Source organism: Micromonospora zingiberis (genome assembly GCF_004331455.1).
Lineage (GTDB): Bacteria > Actinomycetota > Actinomycetes > Mycobacteriales > Micromonosporaceae > Micromonospora > Micromonospora zingiberis.
The window spans coordinates 74,922-99,116 of sequence record NZ_SJJR01000013.1; the positions used below are offsets into that span (position 1 = coordinate 74,922).

23 protein-coding genes are annotated in these 24,195 nt (G+C 72.2%); 6 read left to right on the forward strand and 17 right to left on the reverse strand.

Annotation, left to right across the window (positions count from 1 at the left end; all coding sequences use genetic code 11):
* Positions 1 to 10: 10 nt before the first annotated feature.
* From gatB to E0H26_RS19320, 15 genes are all read right to left on the reverse strand, one after another.
* The gene (gene gatB, locus E0H26_RS19250; RefSeq protein WP_131305488.1) at positions 11 to 1,504 is read right to left on the reverse strand and encodes an Asp-tRNA(Asn)/Glu-tRNA(Gln) amidotransferase subunit GatB; all 1,494 of its coding nucleotides are present in this window, start codon (positions 1,502 to 1,504) and stop codon (positions 11 to 13) included.
* Between the two features lie 98 nt (positions 1,505 to 1,602).
* Entirely contained in the window at positions 1,603 to 2,757 is a 1,155-nt protein-coding gene (locus E0H26_RS19255; RefSeq protein ID WP_131305490.1) for a putative Ig domain-containing protein, read from the reverse strand.
* A 188-nt stretch (positions 2,758 to 2,945) separates the two neighbouring features.
* The gene (gene gatA / locus E0H26_RS19260) at positions 2,946 to 4,421 is read right to left on the reverse strand and encodes an Asp-tRNA(Asn)/Glu-tRNA(Gln) amidotransferase subunit GatA (protein WP_131305492.1); all 1,476 of its coding nucleotides are present in this window, start codon (positions 4,419 to 4,421) and stop codon (positions 2,946 to 2,948) included.
* 52 nt (positions 4,422 to 4,473) lie between these two features.
* Positions 4,474 to 4,779 (reverse strand): Asp-tRNA(Asn)/Glu-tRNA(Gln) amidotransferase subunit GatC, encoded by a 306-nt coding sequence (gene gatC / locus E0H26_RS19265; protein WP_131305494.1) that lies wholly within the window; start codon positions 4,777 to 4,779, stop codon positions 4,474 to 4,476.
* A 198-nt stretch (positions 4,780 to 4,977) separates the two neighbouring features.
* Positions 4,978 to 7,653, reverse strand: coding sequence for an EAL domain-containing protein (locus tag E0H26_RS19270; RefSeq protein ID WP_131305496.1), 2,676 nt, complete (start codon positions 7,651 to 7,653; stop codon positions 4,978 to 4,980).
* Between the two features lie 158 nt (positions 7,654 to 7,811).
* Entirely contained in the window at positions 7,812 to 9,947 is a 2,136-nt protein-coding gene (gene ligA, locus E0H26_RS19275; RefSeq protein ID WP_131305498.1) for an NAD-dependent DNA ligase LigA, read from the reverse strand.
* Positions 9,948 to 10,051: 104 nt separating this feature from the next.
* The gene (locus E0H26_RS19280; protein ID WP_131305500.1) at positions 10,052 to 11,053 is read right to left on the reverse strand and encodes an ADP-ribosylglycohydrolase family protein; all 1,002 of its coding nucleotides are present in this window, start codon (positions 11,051 to 11,053) and stop codon (positions 10,052 to 10,054) included.
* Between the two features lie 115 nt (positions 11,054 to 11,168).
* A complete protein-coding gene (locus tag E0H26_RS19285; RefSeq protein ID WP_206025230.1) occupies positions 11,169 to 11,537 on the reverse strand; it encodes a VOC family protein in 369 nt (122 codons plus the stop codon).
* Between the two features lie 36 nt (positions 11,538 to 11,573).
* Positions 11,574 to 12,575 carry a uroporphyrinogen decarboxylase/cobalamine-independent methonine synthase family protein gene (locus tag E0H26_RS19290; RefSeq protein WP_131305504.1) on the reverse strand — a complete coding sequence of 334 codons (1,002 nt, stop codon included), beginning with the start codon at positions 12,573 to 12,575 and terminating at the stop codon, positions 11,574 to 11,576.
* Between the two features lie 64 nt (positions 12,576 to 12,639).
* The gene (gene mnmA / locus E0H26_RS19295; protein WP_131305506.1) at positions 12,640 to 13,713 is read right to left on the reverse strand and encodes a tRNA 2-thiouridine(34) synthase MnmA; all 1,074 of its coding nucleotides are present in this window, start codon (positions 13,711 to 13,713) and stop codon (positions 12,640 to 12,642) included.
* Between the two features lie 280 nt (positions 13,714 to 13,993).
* On the reverse strand, positions 13,994 to 15,166 hold the full coding sequence (locus E0H26_RS19300) for a cysteine desulfurase family protein (RefSeq protein WP_131305508.1): 1,173 nt from the start codon (positions 15,164 to 15,166) through the stop codon (positions 13,994 to 13,996).
* 285 nt (positions 15,167 to 15,451) lie between these two features.
* The gene (locus E0H26_RS19305; RefSeq protein WP_131305510.1) at positions 15,452 to 16,411 is read right to left on the reverse strand and encodes an electron transfer flavoprotein subunit alpha/FixB family protein; all 960 of its coding nucleotides are present in this window, start codon (positions 16,409 to 16,411) and stop codon (positions 15,452 to 15,454) included.
* 12 nt (positions 16,412 to 16,423) lie between these two features.
* The gene (locus E0H26_RS19310) at positions 16,424 to 17,203 is read right to left on the reverse strand and encodes an electron transfer flavoprotein subunit beta/FixA family protein (protein ID WP_131305654.1); all 780 of its coding nucleotides are present in this window, start codon (positions 17,201 to 17,203) and stop codon (positions 16,424 to 16,426) included.
* Between the two features lie 235 nt (positions 17,204 to 17,438).
* On the reverse strand, positions 17,439 to 17,855 hold the full coding sequence (locus E0H26_RS19315) for a hypothetical protein (RefSeq protein WP_206025232.1): 417 nt from the start codon (positions 17,853 to 17,855) through the stop codon (positions 17,439 to 17,441).
* Complete coding sequence (locus E0H26_RS19320; RefSeq protein WP_131305514.1) at positions 17,852 to 18,649, reverse strand: GNAT family N-acetyltransferase; 798 nt, start codon at positions 18,647 to 18,649, stop codon at positions 17,852 to 17,854. The genes E0H26_RS19315 and E0H26_RS19320 overlap by 4 nt, the downstream gene beginning before the upstream one ends.
* 41 nt (positions 18,650 to 18,690) lie before the next feature.
* Here E0H26_RS19320 and E0H26_RS19325 point away from each other — a divergent pair, with 41 nt between their 5' ends.
* From E0H26_RS19325 to E0H26_RS19335, 3 genes are read left to right on the forward strand one after another with little or no spacing between them, the layout of a single operon-like run.
* The gene (locus tag E0H26_RS19325) at positions 18,691 to 19,080 is read left to right on the forward strand and encodes a YidH family protein (protein WP_131305516.1); all 390 of its coding nucleotides are present in this window, start codon (positions 18,691 to 18,693) and stop codon (positions 19,078 to 19,080) included.
* On the forward strand, positions 19,077 to 19,379 hold the full coding sequence (locus E0H26_RS19330) for a DUF202 domain-containing protein (RefSeq protein ID WP_131305518.1): 303 nt from the start codon (positions 19,077 to 19,079) through the stop codon (positions 19,377 to 19,379). The genes E0H26_RS19325 and E0H26_RS19330 overlap by 4 nt, the downstream gene beginning before the upstream one ends.
* A 31-nt stretch (positions 19,380 to 19,410) precedes the next feature.
* Complete coding sequence (locus E0H26_RS19335; protein ID WP_131305520.1) at positions 19,411 to 19,827, forward strand: PLD nuclease N-terminal domain-containing protein; 417 nt, start codon at positions 19,411 to 19,413, stop codon at positions 19,825 to 19,827.
* A gap of 24 nt (positions 19,828 to 19,851) precedes the next feature.
* On the opposite strand, the gene E0H26_RS19340 is transcribed toward E0H26_RS19335, so the two are convergent.
* Both E0H26_RS19340 and E0H26_RS19345 read right to left on the reverse strand, forming a co-directional pair.
* A complete protein-coding gene (locus E0H26_RS19340; protein WP_131305522.1) occupies positions 19,852 to 21,474 on the reverse strand; it encodes an acetolactate synthase in 1,623 nt (540 codons plus the stop codon).
* Positions 21,475 to 21,542: 68 nt separating this feature from the next.
* The gene (locus E0H26_RS19345; RefSeq protein WP_131305524.1) at positions 21,543 to 22,316 is read right to left on the reverse strand and encodes an enoyl-CoA hydratase-related protein; all 774 of its coding nucleotides are present in this window, start codon (positions 22,314 to 22,316) and stop codon (positions 21,543 to 21,545) included.
* Positions 22,317 to 22,416: 100 nt separating this feature from the next.
* Between E0H26_RS19345 and E0H26_RS19350 the strand changes: the two genes are divergently transcribed.
* The 3 genes from E0H26_RS19350 to E0H26_RS19360 all read left to right on the forward strand — a co-directional run bounded on the left by E0H26_RS19350 (position 22,417) and on the right by E0H26_RS19360 (position 24,189).
* Complete coding sequence (locus E0H26_RS19350; protein ID WP_131305526.1) at positions 22,417 to 22,890, forward strand: DUF6232 family protein; 474 nt, start codon at positions 22,417 to 22,419, stop codon at positions 22,888 to 22,890.
* Positions 22,891 to 22,989: 99 nt separating this feature from the next.
* Complete coding sequence (locus E0H26_RS19355; RefSeq protein ID WP_131305528.1) at positions 22,990 to 23,472, forward strand: DUF6232 family protein; 483 nt, start codon at positions 22,990 to 22,992, stop codon at positions 23,470 to 23,472.
* A gap of 45 nt (positions 23,473 to 23,517) precedes the next feature.
* On the forward strand, positions 23,518 to 24,189 hold the full coding sequence (locus E0H26_RS19360; protein WP_131305530.1) for a hypothetical protein: 672 nt from the start codon (positions 23,518 to 23,520) through the stop codon (positions 24,187 to 24,189).
* The last annotated feature ends 6 nt before the right edge of the window (positions 24,190 to 24,195 follow it).

Below are 24,195 nucleotides of genomic sequence, written 5' to 3' on the forward strand. Positions count from 1 at the left end.
TCCTTACACCTCAGGCGCCGAGGCGGGACAGGATGAGGTCGCGGACGGTCTTGGCGTCGGCCTGACCGCGGGTGGTCTTCATGACCGCACCGACCAGCGCGCCGGCCGCGGCCACCTTGCCGCTGCGGATCTTGTCGGCGATATCCGGGTTGGCGGCGATCGCCTCGTCGACGGCGGCGGTGAGCGCACCAGTGTCGGAGACGACCTCCAGCCCTCGGTTGCTCATGATCTCGGCGGGCGACCCCTCGCCGGCGACCACACCTTCCAGCACCGCACGGGCCAGCTTGTCGTTGAGCTTGCCGGCGTCGACCAGGTCCTGTAGCTCGGCGACCTGCTTCGGGGTGGCGCCGATGTCGGCCAGTTCCACACCCGTCTCGTTGGCCCGCCGGGACAGCTCGCCCAGCCACCACTTGCGAGCGGCGGCCGGCGTGGCACCGGCGGCGACCGTCTGCTCGATCAACTCGACCGCACCGGCGTTGAGCACCGACTGCATGTCCGCGTCGGACAGGCACCACGCCTGCTGGAGCCGGCGCCGGTGCAGCCGGGGCAGCTCCGGCAGGGCGGCCTTCAGCTCGGCCACCCAGGCCGGATCGGGCGCGATGGGCACCAGGTCCGGCTCGGGGAAGTAGCGGTAGTCGGTGGCGGTCTCCTTGGACCGGCCCGGGGTGGTGTCCCCGGAGTCCTCGTGGAAGTGCCGCGTCTCCTGGGTGATCCGCCCGCCCGCGTCGAGCACCGACGCCTGGCGCAGCATCTCCGAACGGACCGCCCGCTCCACCGAGCGCAGCGAGTTGACGTTCTTGGTCTCGGTCCGGGTGCCCCACTCCTCGCCCGGCAGGTTCAGCGAGGTGTTGACGTCGCAGCGCAGCGAGCCTTCCTCCATGCGTACGTCGGAGACGCCGAGCGAGCGGAGCACGTCGCGCAGCTCGGTGACGTACGCACGGGCCACCTCGGGGGCGAGCGCACCGGTGCCGGGGATCGGCTTGGTGACGATCTCGACCAGCGGAATGCCGGCCCGGTTGTAGTCGACCAGCGACTCCGTCGCACCGTGGATGCGACCGGTGGCGCCACCGACGTGCAGCGTCTTGCCGGTGTCCTCCTCCAGGTGCACCCGCTCGATGCCGATCCGCACCACCTCGCCGTTCACCTCGACGTCCAGGTAGCCGTCCGAGCAGAGCGGCTCGTCGTACTGGCTGATCTGGAAGTTCTTCGGCATGTCCGGGTAGAAGTAGTTCTTCCGGGCGAACCGGCACCACTGCGCGATGGAGCAGTTCAGCGCGAGGCCGATCCGGATGGTCGCCTCGATGGCCGCGGAGTTGGCCACCGGCAGCGAGCCGGGCAGGCCCAGGCAGACGGGGCAGACCCGGGTGTTCGGCTCGCCGCCGAAGTCGGTCGGGCAACCACAGAACATCTTCGTGTTCGTGCCCAGCTCGACGTGGGTCTCCAGGCCGATCACCGGCTCGTAGCGCGCGACGACCTCGTCGTACGCGGGCAGCGTCGTGGTCATGAGAACTCCAGCTTTGCAGGCGGTAGCCGGCCCACGGCGGCATCCGGACACAACGCCGCCAAGCCTAACCGCTCGGCCTGCCCCGTCTCGGCCGGGCGTCACTCGGGTGTGGTGAACCGCCGATGCCGGTTGTAGGTCAGCACGAGCAGGATCCCGCCGACGGAGAAGGCCAGGACGCTCAGCAGCAGCAACACCAGGGTCGAGTTCGATCCGGTGACCGGCAACCAGGCTCCGCTGGCCCTCGACGGCGACGGCGTCGGGGATGGTGCCGTGGCGGTCTCGGAAGGGGTCGGGTCGATCGGCGTCGGCGTGGCCGTCGGGTCGGTCGGTGACGGCGTCGGCGTGGTCGGGGTCGGTGACGGCGTGGGCGACTGGGGTGCGGCGGCGACGATCAGCGCCACCCGCTGGGTGGCGCTCGTCGCGGTGCCGGCCGCCCGGACCGTGAAGGCGAAGGTGCCGGCGACACCGGGCGTGCCGCTGAGCAGGCCGTCCCTGGCCAGGGTGAGCCCCTCGGGTAGCAGGCCGCTGGCCACGGCGAACTCGATGTCCGAGTCGCCTTCGGCGGTGAACCGGAACGAGTACGGCCGGTCTACCGTGCCCCGGCGCGGCTCGCCGGAGGTGATGACCGTGGCGGGCGCGGCGATGACGACCGTGACGTCCTGCTCGGCGAAGAAGCCGTTCTCGTCGGTCATCCGGATGCCGAAGGTGTAGCTGCCGGGCGTGGACGGCGTACCCGAGAAGACCCCCGCCGACGACAACGCCATTCCCACCGGCAACCCACCCGAGCGCAACGACAGCGCGTACGGCGCCGCACCACCCGAGGCGGTGAAGGTGTGCGTCGGGTACGACTGCCCGGCGTACCAGGGGGAGGTCGGCGCATCCGAGGTGACGGTGACCGTCGGGGCGACCACCACGACCGTCACGTCCTGCTCGGCGAACTCGCCGTCCGCGTCGGTCATCCGGATGCCGAACGTGTAGCTGCCGGGCGTGGACGGCGTACCCGAGAAGACCCCCGCCGACGACAACGCCATCCCCGTCGGCAACCCACCCGAGCGCAACGACAGCGCGTACGGCGCCGTACCGCCGGAGGCGGTGAAGGTGTGCGTCGGATACGGCTCGTACGCGGTGACCGGCGTGGCCGGCGAACCGGAGGTGACGGTGACGGTGACCGTGGCAGCGGCGGCCGGCTGCGCGCTGCCCAGCAGCAGCGTCACCAGCACCATCACGGCCATGACCGGGCGCAGTGTCTTCATCGCACTTCCAGGTCTGATCAGACTGCTCGCGTTCGCCAGCGGACCCCAGACTCTATCCAACCAGGACCAGTGACGATGGGTAAGTAACCGTTCGGCGACCACGTGTCGCCGAAACGACGCACGGTCGGCACGGTCGCCGGCCGGGGCGGATCCGGTGCGGAGGCGGCTGCCCGCCCCCGCACCGTGGATCACAGCGCCGGTGGGGTGAGCGTGCCGACCGCGCTCTCCAGCGCGGCGGCCACCCGGTACATCCGGTCGTCGGCCATCGTCGGGGCCATCACCTGTAGACCCACCGGCAGCCCGCCGGCCAGACCGCACGGCACCGAGATGCCGGGCCCGCCGTACAGGTTGGTCGGGATGGTGAACAGGTCGGCCAGGTACATCTGGTACGGGTCGGCGGTGCGCGCACCCAGCGGGAACGCCACGAACGGGGTGGTCGGCGAGATCAGCGCGTCGACCCGCTCGAACGCCGCGGTGAAGTCGCGGGTGATCAGCGTACGGACCTTCTGGGCCTGCCCGTAGTAGGCGTCGTAGTAGCCCGAGGAGAGCGCGTACGTGCCGATCATGATCCGCCGCTTGACCTCGGGACCGAAGCCGGCCTCCCGGGTCAGCGACATGACCTCCTCCAGCGACCGGTTGCCGTCGTCGCCGACCCGCAGCCCGAACCGGACCCCGTCGAACCGGGCCAGGTTGGAGGAGCACTCGCTCGGCGCGATCAGGTAGTACGCCGGCAACGCGTACTTGAAGTGCGGGCAGGAGATCTCCACGATCTCCGCGCCGAGCTTGGTCAGCGTGTCGACCGCCTCGTTGAAGGCGGCCATCACGCCCGGCTCGGCGCCCTCGCCAGCGAACTCGGTGACGATGCCGAGGCGTACCCCGGTCAGGTCACCGGTGGCACCGAGCCGCGCCGCGGCCACCACGTCCGGCACCGGCGCCGCGATCGAGGTCGAGTCGCGCGGGTCGTGCCCGGCGATCGCCTCGTGCAGCAGCGCGGCGTCGAGCACCGTACGCGCGCAGGGGCCGGGGGTGTCCAGCGAGGAGGAGAAGGCCACCAGGCCGTAGCGGGACGTGCCGCCGTAGGTCGGCTTGGCGCCGACGGTGCCGGTGACCGCGCCCGGCTGGCGGATCGAGCCACCGGTGTCCGAGCCGATCGCCAGGGGCGCCTCGTACGCGGCGAGGGCGGCGGCGCTGCCGCCACCGGAGCCGCCCGGAATGCGCTCGGTGTCCCACGGGTTGCGGGTCGGCCCGTACGCCGAGTACTCGGTGGAGGAGCCCATCGCGAACTCGTCCATGTTGGTCTTGCCGAGCATCACCGTGCCGGCGGCGCGCAGCCGCTGCACGATCGTCGAGTCGTACGGCGGGCGCCAGCCCTGGAGGATCTTCGACCCGACGGTGGTCGGCACGCCCTTGGTGGTCAGCACGTCCTTGACCGCGACCGGCACCCCGGCCAGCGGGCCCAGCGGGGCACCCTCGGCGCGCTGGGCGTCCACCTCGCGGGCGGCGGTCAGCGCGCCCTCGGTGTCGACGTGCAGGAAGGCGTTGACCCGCCCGTCGACGGCGGCGATCCGGTCCAGGTGCGCCTGGGTGACCTCGACGGCGGAGGTCTCTCCGGAGGCCACCAGGCCGGCGATCTCGACGGCGCTCAACTTCGTCAGGTCACTCATGCCGCCACTCCGCTTCGCTCCGAGCCCTCGCTACGCCCGATGATCGGCTCGCTCATGAGGCCACATCCTCGTCCAGGATCCGCGGTACGCGGAACCGCTGCTCCTCCGCGTCGGGCGCACCCGACAGCGCCTCCTGCGGGGTCAGGCACGGCGTCACGACGTCGTCGCGGAACACGTTGGTCAGCGGCACCGAGTGCGAGGTGGGCGGGATGTCGGCGGCGGCTACCTCGCCCACCTGGGCTACCGCCTGGAGGATCACGTCGAGCTGACCGGCGAAGGTGTCGAGTTCCTCCTCCGTCACGGCGAGCCGCGACAGTCGCGCCAGGTGCGCGACCTCCTCGCGGGAGATGGCGGCCATCGGTGCCCCCTTCGTGGCTGTCCTGCGTCTTCCTACGCCCACCCGGTCGCTGCGACGCGACCCGCGGTGACCGCAGCGAGTCTATTGTTCCGCGCCCGGCCGACCACTGGCGGCTCCCCGGGCACCGGTTCGCCGGCCCGGGGAGCCGGCCCGGATCGGCTCCGCCCGGTCACTGGACGGTGGCGTCGGCGCGCCGGGTCAGCGGGCGTGCCGGCGTGGCGGCGCTGCCTCGTCGTGACCGGCGAGCGGGCGCACCGGGCGGTAGCGGGCCAGCCAGGAGACCAGTTCCTCAGCCGGCATCGGCCGGGCGTAGAACCAGCCCTGGGCGGCGTCGCAGCCGGCCGTGTGCAGCATCCGCCAGGTCCGCTCGTCCTCCACGCCCTCGGCCACCACCCGCAACCCCAGCGCCTTGGCCAGCTCGATGGTCGACCGTACGATCGCCGCGTCGTCACCGTCCTCGGCCATGCCCAGGACGAAGGACCGGTCCACCTTCACCTCGGACAGCGGCAGCCGGCGCAGGTGTTGCAGCGACGAGTAGCCGGTCCCGAAGTCGTCCAGCGCGATGCCCACCCCGATCCGGTGCAGCCGGGTGATGGTGGCCAGCACCCGACGGGGGTCCGCCATCAACGCACCTTCGGTGATCTCCAGTTGCAGCCGCTGTGGGGCCACCCCGTAACGGGCCAACCGGTCGGCGATCTGATCGGCGATCTCGCCGGTGTGCAGGTCCCGCACGCTGACGTTGAGCGCCGCCCGCAGGCCCAGGCCCGCCGCCGACCACTTCGCGAGCTGTTCGACCACGTCGTCGACGACTCGACGGGTGAGCAGCCGCATCACCGCGCTCTGCTCGGCGACCCGGATCAGTTCCTCCGGGTCGACCATTCCCCGCCGGGGGTGTCGCCACCGCAGCAGGGCCTCCACGCCGACCACCTCGCCGGTGGCGATCTCGATCTGCGGTTGGTAGTAGAACATGATCTCGCCCGCGTCGGCGGCCGGTTCGACGGCCCGTTCGGTAGCGCGTTCGGCGGCCCGTTCGGTGTCGGCCTTCGACACTGCGCCGCCCGCCGTCGGCACGTCCGCCGGACCGCCGTCGGACGCCGGGCCGGGCTGGCCCTCGTCCGACGCACGATCGGACTGGCCGCCGGTCGGCGCACGATCGGACTGGCCATCGGTCGGCGGACTATCGGACTGGCCGTCGGTCGGCGCACGATCGGACTGGCCGTTGGCCGGCGACGAGTCGGACCGGCCGCCGGTCGGCGCCGGAGCCGCCTGGTGGTTGGTCGGCGCGGGAACGGGCTGGCCGTCGGGGCGCGGCGGTCGGGCCCACAGTTCGTCGTCGCCAGCCGGGCGGGCGGACGGGGTCTCCCGGCGCAGGATCGGATCCGCGGCGGTGACGATCCGGTTGATCAGCTCGTCGTCGTGGGCCGCGATCGGCAGCCGGCGTCGGCGTCGGCTCCACCACCGGTGGGCGGAACGCTCGTGCATCGACGGTACGGCGAGCAGCGTCGCGCCGTCCCCACCCCGTACGGCGGACGCGGCCGTCGCCTCCGAGCCGTCCGACTGCCCCGTCGAACCCAGCTCCAGCACTCGGCGCAGGTCGGCCAGCAGCCCCAGCCGCTCGGCGGAGTTGTGATCGGACTCGGCGGTGTAGACGGCGACGGTGTCGTTGCGGTGCTTGGCGTCGTACATCGCCACGTCGGCGTGCCGCATCAGGGTGGCGAAGTCCTCGCCGTGGTCGGGATACAGGGCGATGCCGATGGAGCCACCGACGTCCAGCGGCAGCCCGTCCAGCGGTACCGGTTCGGCCAGCACCCGCACCACCTGGTCGGCGAAGGCACGGGCCTGCCCGACCTCGGTCAGGCCGGTCATCACGATGGCGAACTCGTCGCCGCCGAGCCGGGCGACCAGGTCAGGCGGCGCGACCACATCGGTCAGCCGGCCGCTGACCTCCACCAGCAGCCGGTCACCGACGGCATGGCCGAGCGCGTCGTTGACGTTCTTGAAGCGGTCCAGGTCGATCAGCAGCAGGGCGAGGTGGGCCTCCGGCGCACCGCGCGCGGCCCGCTCGGCGTGCCGGTGCACCTGCTCGTTGACCTCGGCCAGCAGGGCCTTGCGGTTGGGCAGCCCGGTGAGCGGATCGAGCGCGGCGAGTTGGTGCTGCTCGACGGTGAGCCGGGCCATCCGGTACACGGCGAAAAGCGGCACCAGCACCAGCGGGACCAGGGCCGCGCTGGCTCGGGCCGCGGTGACGAGGATCGGTGCGAGCAGCAGCAGGGAGCCGGTGGAGAGCAACTCGAACGGCAGTCCACGCCAGGCGTTCGGCCACCACCGCTCGCCGAAACGCAACCGGACGGCGGCGGTGACCAGGCCATAGTTGACCACGAACCAGGCCACCCCGGCGCCGCCGATCGCCGCGACGTCCGACCAGGTCAGTGGCCCGCCGTCGAAGACGGCGCCGGGCCCCAGCCGGCTGATCGCGTACGCGGCGGCCAGGGAGCACGCGTACTGGGCCGCGTTGAAGGCCGTACGCCACGGGGCGTGGCGGGTCCGGACGCCGGACACCAGCACGGCGACCGCCTGCACGGCGACCGCCGGACCGAGTCCCCAACCGAGCAGGATCGCGAAGGTGAAGCAGCTCGACGGGTAGACCGCCGAGGACTGTCGCCGGCCGGGCGGAACGAACGGGCGCGCGTCGCAGGCGACCGCGAGCACCGCCATCGTCCAGAACGCCACCGGCAGTTCGGGCAGCGTCGTGCCCAGCGACACCAGCGCGCTGGCGGAGACCAGCACGGCCACCGCGAGCACGCCGCCGACGAAAGCGGTGAACTGCGCCGCCCGTCCGGGCGGGACCAGGTTGCGTGGGTCGGGCGGCTCCATCACACCTCCCGGTACGAGACCCGGCGCGTGCCGTCACGCGCCGTGCCCCTATGAAACGCCCCTGGTGCCTGATTTCCCGACGCGACAGTCACGAATCGGTCGTAGTCGTAATTAAGTTGGTATCCGGACGAGTGCCCACAAGATCGGCATAGGTGGGCTCACTCCTCGACGCGGGCCACCTCGCGGGCCGCGTCGGCACCCGCGTCGAGCAGCACCCGGAAGCCCTCCTCGTCGAGGATCGGGACCTTGAGGGTGGCCGCCTTGTCCGCCTTGGAGCCCGGGTTGTCACCGACGACGACGAAGCCGGTCTTCTTCGACACCGAGCCGCTGACCTTGCCGCCACGCGACTGGATCGCCTCGGCGGCCTGGTCGCGGGAGAACCCGCTGAGCGTGCCGGTGACCACCACGGTGAGGCCCTCCAGCGGACGGGGGCCCTCCGCCACCGCCTCCTCGGCCATCCGTACGCCCGCCTCGGCCCACTTGCGCACCACCTCGCGGTGCCAGTCGACCGCGAACCACTCACGAATGCTGGCGGCGATGGTCGGCCCGACCCCGTCGACGGAGGAAAGCTCCTCCTCGCTGGCGCCGTCGATCGCCTCGATCGAACGGAAGTGCCGGGCCAGCGCCTGCGCGGCGGTCGGCCCGACGTGCCGGATGGAGAGCGCCACCAGCACCCGCCACAGATCACGCTCCTTGGCCACGGCAAGGTTGTCGAGCAGCTTGGTCGCGTTGCTGCCGAGGGTGCCGTCCTTGTTGACGAAGAACGGCGAACGGGCCAGCTGCTCGGCATCGAGCGAGAACAGGTCCCCCTCGTCGGTGATGATCTGCGAGTCGAGCAGCGCGGCACCGCTCTTGTAGCCGAGCGCCTCGATGTCGAACGCGCCACGCCCGGCCAGGTGGAACACCCGCTCACGCAGTTGCGCGGGGCAACTGCGCGAATTCGGGCACCGGATGTCGACGTCGCCCTCCTTGGCCGGGGCCAGTGGAGTGCCGCAGGCCGGGCAGGTGGTGGGCATGACGAACGGCCGGGCGTCCGGCGGGCGCAGATCGACCACCGGACCGAGCACCTCGGGAATCACGTCGCCGGCCTTGCGGATCACCACCGTGTCGCCGATCAGCACCCCCTTGCGTTCGACCTCACGGGCGTTGTGCAGGGTCGCGTACGCCACCGTGGAGCCGGCCACCTTGACCGGTTCGAGCAGGGCCCGGGGCGTGACCCGCCCGGTGCGGCCGACCTCGACCTCGATGTCGAGCAGCTTGGTGTTGACCTCCTCGGGCGGGTACTTGAAGGCGATCGCCCAGCGGGGTGCCCGGCTGGTCGAGCCGAGCCGGCCCTGGATGGGCACCGGGTCCACCTTCACCACCACACCGTCGATCTCGTGCTCGACGTCGTGCCGGTGCGCGGCGTAGTGGGCGATGTAGTCGCGGACCCCGGCCAGGCCCGGCACCACCCGCCAGCGGTCACTGGTCGGCAGGCCCCAGGCCCGCAGCGCCGAGTACGACTCGGACTGGGTGCCCGGCTGGAAGCCACCTCGGGCACCGATGCCGTGCACCACCAGGCGCAGCGGTCGGGAGGCGGTGATCCGGGGATCCTTCTGCCGCAGGCTGCCGGCGGCGGCGTTACGTGGATTCGCGAACGGCGCCTTGCCCTGCTCGACCAGGCCGGCGTTGAGGTCGGCGAAGGCCGCGACCGGAAAGTAGATCTCGCCCCGCACCTCGATGAACTCGGGAACCGGACCGTACTCGGCCGAGTCGGTCAGCCGACCCGGCACGTCCCGGATGCTGCGCACGTTGGCGGTGACGTCCTCGCCGGTGCGCCCGTCGCCCCGGGTCGCCGCCCGGATCAGCCGCCCGTCCTGGTAGGTCAGGTTGATCGCCAGCCCGTCGACCTTCAGCTCGCACAGGTAGGGCACCGGCCCACCGGCGTCCCGCTCGACCCGCTCCGCCCAGGCGGCCAACTCCTCGTCGGCGAAGGCATTGTCCAGCGACATCATCCGCTCGGCGTGGGCGACCGGGGTGAAGTCGGTGGAGAAGGTGCCGCCGACCCGCTGGGTCGGCGAGTCCGGCGTACGCAGCGCCGGGAACTCCTCCTCCAGTGCCTCCAGCTCACGCAGTTGCCGGTCGAACTCGGCGTCGGCGATGGTCGGCGCGTCGAGCACGTAGTAGCGGTACTGATGCTCGGTCAGCTCCTGGCTCAGGATGGCGTGGCGTTCCCGCGCCTGCGGGCTCGGCTCGGCACCCGCCGCCGCCTCCTGCGCCGCGCTGAGCTGCTGGGTGCTCGCTTCTTCGGACACGCTGCCGCCTCCGGCCACCGGACCTCCTGTGATCGTGCTACCTCCGCACCGTAGTCCCCGGGTCAGACAAGCCGGCCGACCAGGGCAGCGACCAACCCGACCGGTCAGTCGAGCCCCGCCGACAGGGCGGCGAGCTGGTCGGCGTACTCGATCCGCTCGACCCACTCGGCGGGCCAGGCGGCCATGCCCTGGGCCGCGCCGACGAACGCTCCGGCGAGGGCGGCGATCGAGTCGGAGTCACCGGCCGTACGGGCGCCCCGGGCGAGCGCGCCGACCGGGTCGTCGGCATGCCGTACGGCGCAGTAGAGGGCCGTCGCCAGGGCCTCCTCGGCGGCCCAGCCCTCACCCGTGAGCCGACCCGGGTCGCCGCCGTCATCCGGCGCGGACAGTGCCGCGTCGAGCCGGCGCAGCGCCCGGCCGCACTCGTCCCAACCGACCGCGACGTACGCCTCGGGGGTGGTGGCGTCGGCACGCTGCCACAGGTCGCCGAGCCACTCGGTGCGGTAGACCCGGCGTTGCTCGTTCACCCGCTCGGTGAGCAGACCGGGCAGCTCGGGCAGGGGGGTGCCGGCGCGCAGCAGCCAGACGGCGTACGCGGTCAGCTCGCTGGCGGCCAGACCGGTCGGGTGACCGTGGGTGAGGCCGGCCTGGAGCTGGGCCAGCCCGGCGAGGGTGTCCAGGTCGACGTCGAGCAGCCCGACGGGGGTGACCCGCATGTTGGCCCCGCAGCCCTTCGAGTTGGCCACCGTGGCCTGCTGCCACGGCAGTCCCCGGGACAGCTCGGCGCACGCCCGCAGACAGGTCATCCCGGGTGCCCGGTTGTTGTCCGGGCTGGCCGCCCAGGCCAGGAAGCGTGCGCGGAGCAGCGGCTGCACCGCCTCCGCCGTGTGTTCCGGTGCGTCGTGCAGCGCCCAGGCCACCGCCAGCGCCATCTGGGTGTCGTCGGTGACCAGTGCCGGATCGCCGACCAGTTCCCGAGGGCCGGCCGGCCCGTACCGACGGTCGATCTCGGCGACGCTGAGGAACTCGGTGGGCTTGCCCAGGGCGTCACCGAAGGCGAGCCCGAAGAGCGAACCGGCAGCTCGCCGGTGCACAGGGATGATCATGAAGGCGATGATGCCCGGCGCCGGCAAGAGCGCCCAACACCCGATCGACCGACCGGGCCTCCCCCGCGTCGGCGGTCAGCCCAGCAGGCGGCGGTCAGTCCCAGCAGGCCGGCGGTCAGTCCCAGCAGAGACAGAAGGGATGTCCGACCGGATCGGCGTAGACCCGGAAACCCTCGCCCTCGCCCGGCAGTCGCCGAGCGCCCAGGGCCAGCGCCGCCTGCTCGGCCGTCTCGATGTCGTCGACGGTCACGTCCAGATGGAGCTGCTGGGGCCGCTCCGGATCGGGCCAGGCCGGCGGGCGCAGGTCCACCGCCCGCTGGAAGGCGAGCCGTGGCTGGTGGCCGGGCGGGCCACCGAGCACCACCCAGTCGTTGCCGTCGGAACTCTCCTCGACCAGCGGCAGGCCGAGCAGCTCGGCGTAGAAGCCCGCCAGGGCCCGCGGATCAGGGCAGTCGATGACCGTGGAACGCAACCGTCCAATCATGCCGGCCATCCTGCCCACCAGGTGCGACAGGAAACCTCACTCCTCGACGATCCGACGGCCGGCGTCACGGCAGGCGGTCAGGACCGCCCGGGCGTACGCCGGACTGGCGCCGGCCAACCCGCAGGCGGGGGTGACCACCACCTGCTCGGCGAGTTGGCGCCGCGGGAAGCCGAGCCGGTCCCAGAGCCCGCGTACCCGGTCGGCGACCTGAGCTGACGTCGGCGCACGACCGGCCGCTGGCGTCGTCGGCGCGGCCCCGGCCAGCAGCCCGAGCCCGGCATCCAGCGCCTCGCCCAGCGGATCCAGGTCGGTCACCCGGTCCAGGTCCAACGCCACCCCGACCGCACCGGCGAACCGGATCAGGTCCAGCGGTACGTCCGCCGCGCAGCAGTGCACCACGGTCGGTACCCCCGCCGCCTCGATCACGCCGCGCAGCAGCACCCCGGCCACGTCCGACTCCACGGCCCGGTAGGTGCCCAACCCGCTCTCGGTCGGCACCCGACCGGCCAACACCGCCGGCAGCGAGGGTTCGTCCAGTTGGAGCAGTACGCGGGACCGGGGCACCCGACGGGCCACCGCCTCGACGTGGCCACGCAGCCCGTCGGCGAGCGAGGCGGCCAGATCACGTACGGCGCCGGGGTCGCGCAGCATCCGGCCACCGATCGGCAACTCCAGCGAGGCCGCGAGGGTGAGTGGACCGGCCGCCTGGACCTTGATCGTGCCGGCGTACTCCTCGGCCTGCTCGGCGAGCTGGTCGAGGTCCCGTTCCATCAGGTCACGAGCCCGGCGCAGATCCCTGCCGGGCCGTGGCGCGACCTGCCAACGGGCGGCGTACAACTCCACCGGCAACTCGACGAGCAGGCCGGCGGTACGACCGATCAGGTCGGCACCCGGTCCACGGGCCGGCAGCTCGGGCAGGTGCGGCAGGGCGGGCAACTCGCCGAGCACCACCCGCTGCGCCTCGGCGATGTCGGTGCCGGGCAGCGAACCGATTCCGGTCGCCGCGCCCGCCGGCCACGGCCATTCCCGATCACTCACGGCAGAACCCTACCCGTCGGCGTGGTCCACCTGTGGCACCCGCAGCACCCGCAGGCGCGGGTGGTCAGTCGGTGATGGTGGCGGAGCCGAGGACGATGTCGCCGGCCGGGTCGGGGCGGTAGGCGACGATCGCCTGGCCGGCCGCCACACCCCGTACCGGGCGGCGCAGGTCGGCGTGCAACTGGTCGCCGTCGACGGTGACGGCGGCGGGCACCACGACGCCGTGCGCCCGTAGCTGCACCTCGCACTCGATCGGCTGGTCCGGACGTGGGCCGCCGGTCCAGACCGGGCGGGTGGCCCGGACGGTGGACACCTCCAGCGCCTCGGCCGGGCCGACGGTCACCGTGTTGGTCTTCGGTGTGATGGAGAGCACATATCGGGGCCGGCCGTCCGGGGCGGGCCGGTCCAGGTGCAGGCCACGTCGCTGCCCGACGGTGTACGCGTACGCCCCGGCGTGCTGGCCGACCACCGCGCCGGTGGTCGCGTCGACCACGTCGCCGGGCGTCTCGCCGAGCCGCTGGGCGAGGAAGCCCCGGGTGTCACCGTCGGCGATGAAGCAGATGTCGTGCGAGTCCGGCTTGTCGGCCACCGCCAGGCCCCGGGCGGCGGCCTCCTGGCGTACCTCGGCCTTGGTCGAGTCGCCGAGCGGGAAGACGGACCGGTCCAACTGCTCGCGGGTGAGCACCGCCAGCACGTACGACTGGTCCTTGGCCGCGTCGACGCTGCGGCGCAGCAGGCCGTCCGAACCGAGCCGGGCGTGATGACCGGTGACCACCGCGTCGAACCCGAGGGCCACCGCGCGGTCCAGCACCGCGGCGAACTTGATCTTCTCGTTGCAGCGCAGGCAGGGATTGGGGGTACGCCCGGCCGCGTACTCGGCGACGAAGTCGTCCACCACGTCGGCGTGGAAGCGGTCGGCCATGTCCCAGACGTAGAACGGGATGCCGAGCACGTCGGCCGCGCGCCGGGCGTCGCGGGAATCCTCCAGGGTGCAGCAGCCCCGCGCCCCGGTGCGATAGGTCTGCGGGTTGCGGGCCAGCGCCAGGTGTACGCCGGTGACGTCGTGACCGGCCTGCACCGCCCGCGCCGCCGCCACGGCGGAATCCACGCCACCGGACATCGCCGCCAACACCCTCACCCGGACCACGCTCCCTTCCCGTCGAGACTATCCCGCACCGTCGCGCTCATCGGCACTCGGTCGCGCGGCCGGCACCAGCCGCGGCGGCGCCACCGCCATGCGTTTCGCCGTGGCCGAACCGACCCAGCCGGCACACCGCCCGGCTTGCCGGCATCACCCTCGCCCACCGGCACCCCGCCTGGCCCGCCGACGCTCCGGGTGTCGGTGTTGAACGGGTGCCGGTGTTAACAGGGGGCCCCGCCTCTACCGGAGGCGTTAACAAGGTGCCCTTCCTTCGCGGTCAGCGGGGGGTGCGTTGGGCGGCGCGGCGGGCGCGTTCGACGGCGCCGGGGAGAGCGGCGATCACCGCGTCCACGTCGTCGGAGGTGCTGGTGTGGCCGAGGGAGAAGCGCAGCGACGAGCGGGCCCGGTCGTCGTCGGCGCCCATCGCCAGCAGCACGTGCGAGGGCTGGGCCACCCCGGCCGAGCAGGCCGAACCGGTCGAGCAGTAGATGCCCTGGGCGTCCAGCAGGAGCAGCAGGGCGTCACCCTCGCAGCCGGGGAAGGAGAAGTGCGCGTTACCGGGCAGCCGATCGTCCGGGTCGCCGTTGTAGACGACCTCGGGCACCGCCTGCCGGACCCGCCGCACCAGGTCGTCGCGGAGCGCCGCCACCCGGGCCGCGTACTCCTGCTGGCCCTTGACCGCGGCCTCGACGGCGACCGCGAACGCGACGATGCCGGCGGCGTCCAGGGTGCCCGAGCGTACGTCGCGTTCCTGTCCGCCGCCGTGCAGCAGCGGTACGGCGGCCACGTCGCGGGCCAGCACCAGCGCGCCCACCCCGACCGGGCCGCCGAGCTTGTGCCCGGTCACGGTGAGTGCGGCGACGCCACTGGCGGCGAAGTCGACCGGCACCTGGCCGACCGCCTGGATGGCGTCGGTGTGGAACGGCACCGCGTACTCCACGGCCACGGCGGCCAGTTCGGCGATCCGCTGCACGGTGCCGACCTCGTTGTTCGCCCACATGGCGGTGATCAGCGCCACCCGCTCGCCGTGTTCGGCCAGCTCGGCGCGGAGCGCGTCGGGGTGCAGCCGGCCGACCTCGTCGACGGGCAGCCAGCCCACCTCGGCGTTCTCGTGCCGGCCCAGCCAGTCCACCCCGTCGAGTACGGCGTGGTGCTCGATGGCGCTGGAGACGACCCGGGTCCGCTGGGGATCGGCGTCCCGCCGAGCCCAGAAGATGCCCTTGACCGCGAGGTTGTCGCTCTCCGTACCGCCACCGGTGAAGATGACCTCGGACGGCCGGGCACCCAGTGCGGCGGCCACCCGTTCCCGTGACTCCTCCACCCGGCGCCGGGCACGGCGGCCGGACGCGTGCAGTGAAGACGCGTTGCCGACCTCGCGGGCGGTCGCGACGTACGCCTCGAGTGCCTCGTCGAGCACCGGGGTGGTCGCGGCATGATCCAGGTAAGCCATCACGACTCAGCCTAACGACCTGTTCCGGCCGGCCCGCAGGCTGGAGTGGTGATGGGACGGGGGATGGTACGGCGCGACCGGCACGGACTTGCCATACTCATCAGTGACGTCTCTGCCCGGCAGGACGACAGACGGCCCATTCCGGCGGCGGCCCGCCGGAAGCGGGCGCCTGACGGGCTGATCGGCGGGCCGGTTCAGCTCCCCGGCCCGCCGATCAGCTCCCTTTTCCGCAGACACGACGACAGCCGCCGCCCGGCATCGGACGGCGGCTGTCGTGGGTACGCCTCACTTGCGCTTGCGGATCTCCTCGGCGGCCTGCGGAACCACCTTGAACAGGTCGCCCACCACGCCGAAGTCGGCCAGCTCGAAGATCGGCGCTTCGCCGTCCTTGTTGACCGCGACGATGGTCTTCGAGGTCTGCATGCCGGCCCGGTGCTGGATCGCGCCGGAGATGCCGAGCGCGACGTACAGCTGGGGGGAGACGGTCTTACCGGTCTGCCCGACCTGGAACTGGTGCGGGTAGAAGCCGGAGTCGACCGCCGCGCGGGACGCGCCGACGGCACCGCCGAGCAGGTCGGCCAACTCCTCGACCAGCTTGAAGTTGTCGGCGTTGCCGACTCCACGGCCACCGGAGACGACCACGCCGGCCTCGGTGAGCTCGGGGCGGGAGCCCTTCTGCTCGGCCACCCGGTCGACCACCTTGGCCAGCTTGTCGGTGTCGGTCAGGCTGACGGTCAACTGCTCGACGGCCGGGGTGACGGCGGCCGGGGTCGGATTGACCGAGTTCGGCCGGACGGTGACCAGCGGCAGGCCCCGGGTCACCTTGGACTTGACGATGGCCGAGCCGGCGAAGGCGACCTGGGTGGCGGTGCCGTCGGCGGCCAGGGCGACCACGTCGGTCAGGATGCCGTTGTCCAGTTTGACCGCCAGCCGGGCGGCGATCTCCTTGCCCTCCTGCGAGGAGGCGAGCAGGACGGCGGCCGGCTGTACCCGCTTGACCAGGTCGGCGACCACGGTGGCCTTCGGGGCCACCAGGTGGCCGTCGATCTCGTCACCCTCGGCGGCGTAGATCTTCTCCGCGCCGTACTCGCCCAGCTTGGCGGAGAGCGCCTCGGCGGCACCGGCGCCACCGAGCACCACCGCCGACGGGGTGCCCAGCTCGCGGGCCAGGGTGAGCATCTCCAGGGTGACCTTCTTGACGCCGAACTCGCGGGTGGCGTCGACGACGACGAGAACCTCAGACATGTCCCACACCCCTCACACGAACTTCTCGGTGGCGAGGAACTCGACGAGCTGCGCGCCGCCGGAGCCCTCATCGGTGACCTTGACGCCACCCGAACGCGGCGGACGCTTGCTGTGCTCCAGCACGGTGCTGGTCGCCCCGGCGAAGCCCACCTCGCCCGCGGCCACGCCCAGGTCGGCCAGCGACAGCGTCTGCACCGGCTTCTTCTTCGCGGCCATGATGCCCTTGAAGGACGGGTAGCGCGGCTCGTTGATGGTGTCCCACACCGACACGATGGCCGGCGTCGCGGCGGTGATGACCTCGTAGCCCTCCTCGGTCTGCCGCTCCACGGTCAGCGTGGCACCGTCGACGGTGAGCTTGCGGGCGCCGGTCAGCGCCGCGATGCCGAGCCGCTCGGCGAGCATGTGCGGCATCACCTGGACCCGACCGTCGGTCGACTCGGAGCCGCAGAGCACCAGGTCGGCGCCGAGCTGACCGAGCGCGGCGGCGAGCACCTTGGAGGTGGCCACGGCGCACGACCCGTGCAGGGCGTCGTCCACCACGTGCACCGCCTTGTCCGGGCCCATCGACAGCGCCTTGCGGATCGACTCGGTGGCCCGGTCCGGACCCATGGTCAGGATGGTCACCTCGCCGCCGTGCGCTTCCTTGATCTTCAACGCCTCTTCGATGGCGTACTCGTCCATCTCGTTGATGACGTTGTTCGCCGAACCGCGGTCGACTGTGTTGTCGTCAGTGCGCAGGTTGCGGTCCGCGCCCGAGTCGGGCACCTGCTTGACGAGTACGACGATGTTCATCGCGCTTCGACGACCCTCCTGCTGTGGTGGTGTGATCACTTGCGCTGCTCTGGGGCGCAGCCTCGCTCCTTAGTCAACGTTAGGTCAACCATGAGGCGCTGTGCGGTTGCCCACGACGCAATGTTACCTGCCAGTAGCTTACTCGTTCGGAGCCGCTCCGGGTGACTCGGCTCACCGGCATTCTGCCGGCACTCGCGACCGCCGCCGAGCCGGCGCGCTCAGCCCACCGCTGCGCTCAGGCCGCCGGTTGCCCCAATGCGTCGGCGATCCGTTCGATGACCTGGGCCTCGGCCGGACTGATCCCGTTGTGGGCCCGCGCCGTACGATCCGCGGCGGCCAGCACCACCGAGCGGTAGACCGGCAGATCCTCCGGTGCCTTCTCGGTCAGGATCCGGATCGCCTCGCGCAGCGCGGGCAACACCACCGACTCGACCTCCAGCGCCGAGTCACGGGGCAGCTTCGGCAGCGGGCCGCTGCTCAGCGCCGCCTTGACCACTCCACTGGCGTCGGCCATCGCCCCGGAGGCGGCAAAGCTCTCCCGGAACAACGCGAGCACTCCCGGGTCGGCGTTCGAGACCATGAAGACCGCGCCGAAGGCCCCCGTCTTGAGGGTGAACATCTCCTCGTCCGTCAGCCGCTGCACCATGATCACGGAGTGTAGACGTAGGGCGTGGTGGTGGTGACCGGGACGAGGCCGAGGCGCCCCAGCAGTGGACGACTCTCGTCGCTGGCGTCGACCTGCAACAGCGTCCGGTCGCGTTGGCCGGCAAGCCGGGCCCGGTAGGTGACCAGCGCCCGGTAGATGCCCTGTCGCCGCCACTGCGGATCGGTCGACCCGCCCCACAGGGTGGCGAAGGTACTGCCCGTGGGGTAGCGGACCCAGCCCGCGCTGACCACCGACTCACCGGCCTCGGCCACCACGACGGTGATCGCCTGCGGATCGGCGGCGACCTCCCGTTCCAGCCCGTCGGCGAGGCCACTCAGGTCACGCCCCCACAGCAGCGTCTCCAGTGCCGCGATCCGGTCCAGGTCCGCGCGACTGGTGACCTCCCGCAGGCGTACGCCCTCGGGCACCACCGGCAGCGCGGAGGCCAGCGGTGCGACCGGGCCGACCACGACGCTCTCCTCGTCCTCCGGTACGAAGCCGGCCGCGCGCAGGCGCTGCGGCAGGTCCGCCGGTTCGTCGTGACCGTGCAGTTTCCACTCCACCGGCTCGGCACGCTCCTGGAACACCGCCACCTGGCGGGCGATCAGCGCGTCGAGTTCGGCGCCGCCCAGTCCACCGAGGTCGCGATAGGTCACCAGGCCACCCCGGTCGAGGCCCAGCACCCGGAACAACGGACCGTCCTGCTCCACCCGCGCGCCGTCCGGCACCGGGTCGGGCAGGCCCGGCCGCAGCTGGGCGTCGTACGCCGCGCGCAACGTGGTCGCGTCAAGATCCGTCATGTTTCCAGGCTATGCCCAGTTCGAACCGGATAATCACCACCGTGTGGCAAAGGATCAGGAACTGGTTCGACCCGCAGGAGCTGCGGTCGGTGGGCGCCACCCCCGACTACCGCTTCTCGCTGGCCAACGAACGCACCTTCCTGGCCTGGTTGCGTACCGGGTTGGCGCTGGTCGCCGGTGGTCTGGCCGCCGCACAGTTCCTGCCCACCATGTCGCTGCGGCACCTGCGCGAGGCGATCTCCGTGGCGTTGCTGCTGCTCGGCGGCGCGGTGGCGGTCCGGGCGATCGACCACTGGGCACGCGTCGAACGGGCCATCCGGCTCGGTGAGGAACTACCGGCGTCCCGCTTTCCGGCCGTACTCGCCGTCGTGGTCGGTCTCGGCGCGCTGCTGTTGGTGGTGGCGGTGCTCGCCGGGGCGGTGGACGGATGACCACGGTCCGCGATGCCGGGTTGCAGCCCGAGCGGACCCGGTTGGCGTGGCGGCGCACCGCGCTGACGGTGACCGTGGTGGCGATGCTGACCGTGCGGCTGGCGTTCACCGGCGGGCGGGTCGGGGCGCTGCTGGCGGCGCTCACCATCGTCGGCTGGGGTGCCACGGTCACGCTCTGCTGGCGGCGGGCCACCGGCACCGGCGTGCCCGGCACCGGCGGTCGTACGCTCGCTGCGGTGGGGCTCTCCGGCGCCGGATTCGCCCTGATCGGCATCCTGTTGGTCGTGTACGGGGTGTGACCACCGCCGGGGAGTAGGCCATGATGGGTACATGGCCCGGCTGTACATCCTCTTCTTCCTCGTGCAGGTCGTCCTCGCCGTCTGCGCTCTGATCAGTTGCCTCTCGGCCGAGGATGACGACGTCCGTCACCTACCGCGGATCGCCTGGGTGCTGATCATCCTGTTCTTCCCGCTGGTCGGTTCGATCGCCTGGTTCCTCGCCGGCAGACAGCGCAAGCCCGCCGGCGGTGGGACGTGGGCGAGCGGAGCCCGACCCGCCGAGCGCCGGCCGGCCCGGCCGCTCGCACCGGACGACGACCCCGAGTTCCTCCGCGCGATCGAGGAGCGCTCGCGCAAGGACGACCAGGAACTCTTCCGCCGCTGGGAGGAAGACCTGCGCAAACGCGAGGACGACCTGCGCCGCCGGGAGGGCGATCCGCCGCGCGAGGAACCCCGCCCCGAGGTGTGACGCTCGGGGCGGCTGCGCCCCGGCTCAGGCCAGGTTGGACGAGCGGGGGTACGCGTCGGCCGGGTCGGTGAGCACGTTGACCAGGTACGGCACCCCGGCGTCGAAGGCCCGCTGCAGGGCCGGACCCAGGTCGGCGGCCTTGGCCACCGTCTCGCCCGCCCCGCCGAGCGCCGCGACCACCTGGTCGTAGCGCAGTTCGGGCTGGAGGTCGGCGGCCACGTCGTAGCCGTACATGGCCCGCATCGGGTGCTTCTCCAGACCCCAGATGCCGTTGTTGCCGACCACCATGACCACCGGCAACTTCTGCCGGACCAGGGACTCCACGTCCATCAGCGAGAAACCGGCCGCGCCGTCGCCCATCAGCACACAGATCTGCCGGTCGGGGTGGGTGACCCGGGCGCCCATCGCGTAGCCCATGCCGGTGCCGAGGCAGCCGTACGGGCCCGGGTCGAGCCAGGTGCCCGGCTGGGCCGGCTCCAGGTAGCGCCCGGCGTACGAGACGAAGTCACCGCCGTCGCCGATGGTGATCGCGTCCCGGGCGAGGACCTTGCGCAGCTCGCCGTAGACGCGGGCCGGTCGGATCGGATCCGTCTCGGCGGCCATCTCCTCGGCGTCACGGGCCTTCGCGGCGTCCTCGGCGGTACGCAGTTGCGCCACCCAGTCGGCATGGTCGACCCGGTCGCCGGTGTACTCGGCGAGGGCCGACAGGATGGCGCGCAGGTCACCGGCGGGTGCGACGGCGGGCTGCACGTGCGAGGCACGCTGGCTCGGCGCGTCGACGATGTGCACCACCTTGGCGTCGCCGAAGTCACCGAAGGAGAGCCGGAAGTCCAGCGGGGTGCCCACCACCACGACCACGTCGGCGCTCCTGAGGGCCACCCGACGCGCCTTGGCGAAGGCCAGCGGGTGCTCCGGTGGCAGGGCGCCCCGGCCCATGCCGTTGGTGAAGACCGGCACTTCGAGGGCCTCGGCGGCAGCGCGCAGGGCGGCCACGGCGTCACCGGCGTAGACGTCGGAGCCGGCGATGACGACCGGCCGCTGCGCACCGGCGACCAGGCCGGCGGCGGTGGCCACCTCGTCCGGGTCGGCCTCGATCGGGGCGATGGCCGGACCGGCCGGCGGGTCGGCGTCGCCCACCGAGAAGATCGCTTCGAGGGGGAAGTCGAGGAAGACCGGGCCCCGGTGCGGGGTGAGGGCGGTGGTCAGCGCCGCGGCGACGGCCCGGGGGATGTCGTCGGCGCTGAACACCGTCTCGGCGTGCTTGGTGACCGGGGCGACCAGCGGCAGGTGGTCCATCTCCTGGAGGCTGCCGGAGCCCCAGCGGAACTGCGGTGCCCGCCCACCCAGCACCAGCACCGGCGAGGCGTTGAAGTACGCGCTGGTCAGGCCGGAGATGCCGTTGGTCACGCCGGGGCCGGCGGTGAGTACGGCGAGACCTGGGCGCCGCTGGAGCTTGGCCACCGCCTCGGCGGCGAACACGGCGGACTGCTCGTGCCGCACGTCGTACAGCGGGAAACCGGCCTTGTGCGCGGCGTCGTAGAGCGGGAAGACGTGCCCGCCGGAGAGGGTGAACATCTCCCGCACCCCGTACGCGCGCAGTGCCGCGAGGGCGAGTTCTCCGCCGTGGCCTTCGATCCGCTCCGTCATCGCCGCTCCTTCTCGTCGCCTGACCGGAGTCACACGCTACTGGCCGGTAGGAAGAATGTGAACCGCCTTCATCGACCGGTGAAGTCCGGCTTGCGCTTCTCCACGAAGGCGACCATTCCCTCGCGCCGGTCGTCGGTGGCGAACAACGCCGCGAAGAGTTGACTCTCCCAGGCCAGGCCCGAGTTCAGGTCCATGTCCAGGCCGCCGTCGACGGCCAGCTTCGCCGCGCGCAGCGCCTGCACCGGCCCGTTGAGGTACGGCCGCACCAACGCCACCGCCGTGTCGTAGACCTCGGCGGCCGGGGCGATCCGGTCGGCCAGGCCGATCCGCAGCGCCTCCTGCGCGTCGACCATCCGGCCGGACATGATCAGATCCTTGGCCCGGGCCGGGCCGACCAGCCGGGCCAGCCGCTGGGTGCCCCCGGCACCCGGGATGATGCCGAGCTTGATCTCGGGCTGGCCGAGCTTGGCGTCCTCGGCCACCACCCGCCAGTCACAGGCCAGCGCCAGCTCACAGCCGCCGCCGAGGGCGTAGCCGGTGATCGCGGCCACCACCGGCTTGGGGATCCGGGCGATCGCGCCGAGCGCGCTGGACAGGTCGGCGGCGCGAGCGGCCATGTCCACGTAGGACATGTCGGCCATCTCCTTGATGTCCGCGCCGGCGGCGAAGACCTTCTCCCCGCCGTACACGATGACGGCGTGGACCTGCTCGTCGGCGGTGGCCGCCGTGGCGGCGGCGCGCAACTCCTCCTGCACCTGCGTGTTGAGCGCGTTCATCGGTGGCCGCTCCAGCCGGATGGTGCCGATGCCGTCCTTGGTCTCCAGCCGCACGAACTCGCCCACGCTGAGCCTCACTTCCTCGTCGAAGTCGCGTGCCAACCTTACGACCAGGCATCTGCGGCACGTAGTCTGGCTGCCAGTCCCGCGACCCGGAGTTCCCGCCATGGTCACGTACTACGACGACAAGTCCGTCCAGGTCACCTCCACCACCGTCACCGTCAACGGCGACGCCTATCCGCTGGCCGAGATCAGCGAGGTCTGGCACCACCGGGGCAGCCGGTCGTGGCGGGTGCTGGCCGGCCGGGGCGCGCTCGGCGCGGCGATGGTCGGCCCGCTGGTGGCCGCCGTCCTCGGCATCGCGCTCGCCGTCTGGCTCAACGGTTCGGCGACCGTCACGGTCGCCATCATCGGCACCTCCATCCTGATCGGGCTGGCCGCCGGGCCGATCGCCGACCAGCTCTTCGAGTACTTCGACCGCTCGTACGCCCGGGGCAGCCGGCCACGCGAGGTCTGGATCCGCTGGCGTGGCCACCCGGTACGCCTGCTGCGCACCCCGGACGCCCTGCGCTTCGGCCAGATCTACCGCGCCGTCCAACGCGCCATGGAAGCCCAGGTGCAAGGAAGGGCACCCCGTTAACGCCTGCGGTGGTACACGGGCCCCTTGTTAACAACGCCACCCGCCGATCGGGCAGCCAGTTGACAGCCACCAGTTGCCCGAAGGTGGTTAGGCTTAGTGATGGCGCTCTATTACCGGGACGACGCGGTGCAGGTGACCTCGGAGTCGATCCGGGTCGGAGGACACGTCATTCCGATCGCCGAAGTCACCTACGTCTGGCACCAGAAGGGCCGTACCACGCTGGCGGTCCGGGGCCGGGTGCTCGGTCGGGGCGTACTGGTGCTGCTGTTGTCGCTACCGCCGTTGGTCGGGCTGGTCTGCGTACTCTCGCTGGCCTGGTCGGCCCAGGACCGGGGCGACTGGATCCCCGCGCTGGTGGTGCTCGCGGCCTGCGTGATCATCCCGCTGGCGCTGGTGCCGTTCCTGGAGATTCCGCTCGGCTGGCTGGACCGCTCGTACGAACGCGGCAACCGGGTGCACGAGCTGTGGGTGCAGTACCGCGGGCAGGAGGCCATGGTGCTGCGTACCCCGGACGCGCTGCGCTTCGGGCAGATCTACCGGGCGGTGCAGCGGTCCGTGGAGCAGCAGGGGGAACACTGGTGACCGCCCGGCCGGCAGGAGGTGATCGCCCGACGCACACTTGAGCCCATGGCGATCCCCCTTCCCCGGCCGACCGCGGTCGTCGGTCTCACCCGTTCCGCCCTCGACTCGGCCGCGTCCTTCGCCGCGATTCCCACCCGCGCGTTCGCGGTCCTCGACGGCGTGGAGGCGCTGCTGGCCCGGATCAACGGGGTGGTGGATCGGGTCGAGCAGACCCTCGACCGGACCGACCAGTTGCTCGCCGACGCCGACGTCGCGGTCCGCGAGGTGGCGGTGATCAGCGCCGCCGCCACCGCCGCCGTGGACAACGCCACCACGGTCGCCGCCGCGGCAGCCAGCGTGGTGGCGACGGCGGAGACGGTGTCCGGCCGGGCAGCCGAGGCGGTCGGCGTGGCGGCCGAAACGGCGGCCACCGCCGCCGAACTGCTGGCCGCGTACGAGCCGGCGTTGCGGCGGGCCGTACCGATGGCCACCCACTTCATCGAGCAACTCAGCCCCGAGGAGGTGGCGGCGGCGGTACGGCTGGTCGACGAGTTGCCGAAGCTGCGGGAGCACCTCACCGCCGACGTACTGCCGATTCTGGCCACCCTGGACCGGGTCGGCCCCGACCTGCACGACCTGCTCGACGTCACCCGGGACCTCAAGCTCGCCGTGGCCGGCATCCCCGGCCTGGGCATGCTGCGGCGGCGGGGTGAGAAGCTCGCCGACGACGCCGGCTGAGGCCGA

Excerpts from the sequence above, each read along its gene's own strand:
- gatB (WP_131305488.1), bottom strand. The coding sequence starts at position 1,504 with ATGACCACGACGCTGCCCGCGTACGACGAGGTCGTCGCGCGCTACGAG.
- E0H26_RS19255 (WP_131305490.1), bottom strand. The coding sequence starts at position 2,757 with ATGAAGACACTGCGCCCGGTCATGGCCGTGATGGTGCTGGTGACGCTG.
- gatA (WP_131305492.1), bottom strand. The coding sequence starts at position 4,421 with ATGAGTGACCTGACGAAGTTGAGCGCCGTCGAGATCGCCGGCCTGGTG.
- gatC (WP_131305494.1), bottom strand. The coding sequence starts at position 4,779 with ATGGCCGCCATCTCCCGCGAGGAGGTCGCGCACCTGGCGCGACTGTCG.
- E0H26_RS19270 (WP_131305496.1), bottom strand. The coding sequence starts at position 7,653 with ATGGAGCCGCCCGACCCACGCAACCTGGTCCCGCCCGGACGGGCGGCG.
- E0H26_RS19280 (WP_131305500.1), bottom strand. The coding sequence starts at position 11,053 with ATGATCATCCCTGTGCACCGGCGAGCTGCCGGTTCGCTCTTCGGGCTC.
- E0H26_RS19285 (WP_206025230.1), bottom strand. The coding sequence starts at position 11,537 with ATGATTGGACGGTTGCGTTCCACGGTCATCGACTGCCCTGATCCGCGG.
- E0H26_RS19300 (WP_131305508.1), bottom strand. The coding sequence starts at position 15,166 with ATGGCTTACCTGGATCATGCCGCGACCACCCCGGTGCTCGACGAGGCA.
- E0H26_RS19305 (WP_131305510.1), bottom strand. The coding sequence starts at position 16,411 with ATGTCTGAGGTTCTCGTCGTCGTCGACGCCACCCGCGAGTTCGGCGTC.
- E0H26_RS19310 (WP_131305654.1), bottom strand. The coding sequence starts at position 17,203 with ATGAACATCGTCGTACTCGTCAAGCAGGTGCCCGACTCGGGCGCGGAC.
- E0H26_RS19320 (WP_131305514.1), bottom strand. The coding sequence starts at position 18,649 with ATGACGGATCTTGACGCGACCACGTTGCGCGCGGCGTACGACGCCCAG.
- E0H26_RS19330 (WP_131305518.1), top strand. The coding sequence starts at position 19,077 with ATGACCACGGTCCGCGATGCCGGGTTGCAGCCCGAGCGGACCCGGTTG.
- E0H26_RS19335 (WP_131305520.1), top strand. The coding sequence starts at position 19,411 with ATGGCCCGGCTGTACATCCTCTTCTTCCTCGTGCAGGTCGTCCTCGCC.
- E0H26_RS19340 (WP_131305522.1), bottom strand. The coding sequence starts at position 21,474 with ATGACGGAGCGGATCGAAGGCCACGGCGGAGAACTCGCCCTCGCGGCA.
- E0H26_RS19350 (WP_131305526.1), top strand. The coding sequence starts at position 22,417 with ATGGTCACGTACTACGACGACAAGTCCGTCCAGGTCACCTCCACCACC.
- E0H26_RS19355 (WP_131305528.1), top strand. The coding sequence starts at position 22,990 with ATGGCGCTCTATTACCGGGACGACGCGGTGCAGGTGACCTCGGAGTCG.
- E0H26_RS19360 (WP_131305530.1), top strand. The coding sequence starts at position 23,518 with ATGGCGATCCCCCTTCCCCGGCCGACCGCGGTCGTCGGTCTCACCCGT.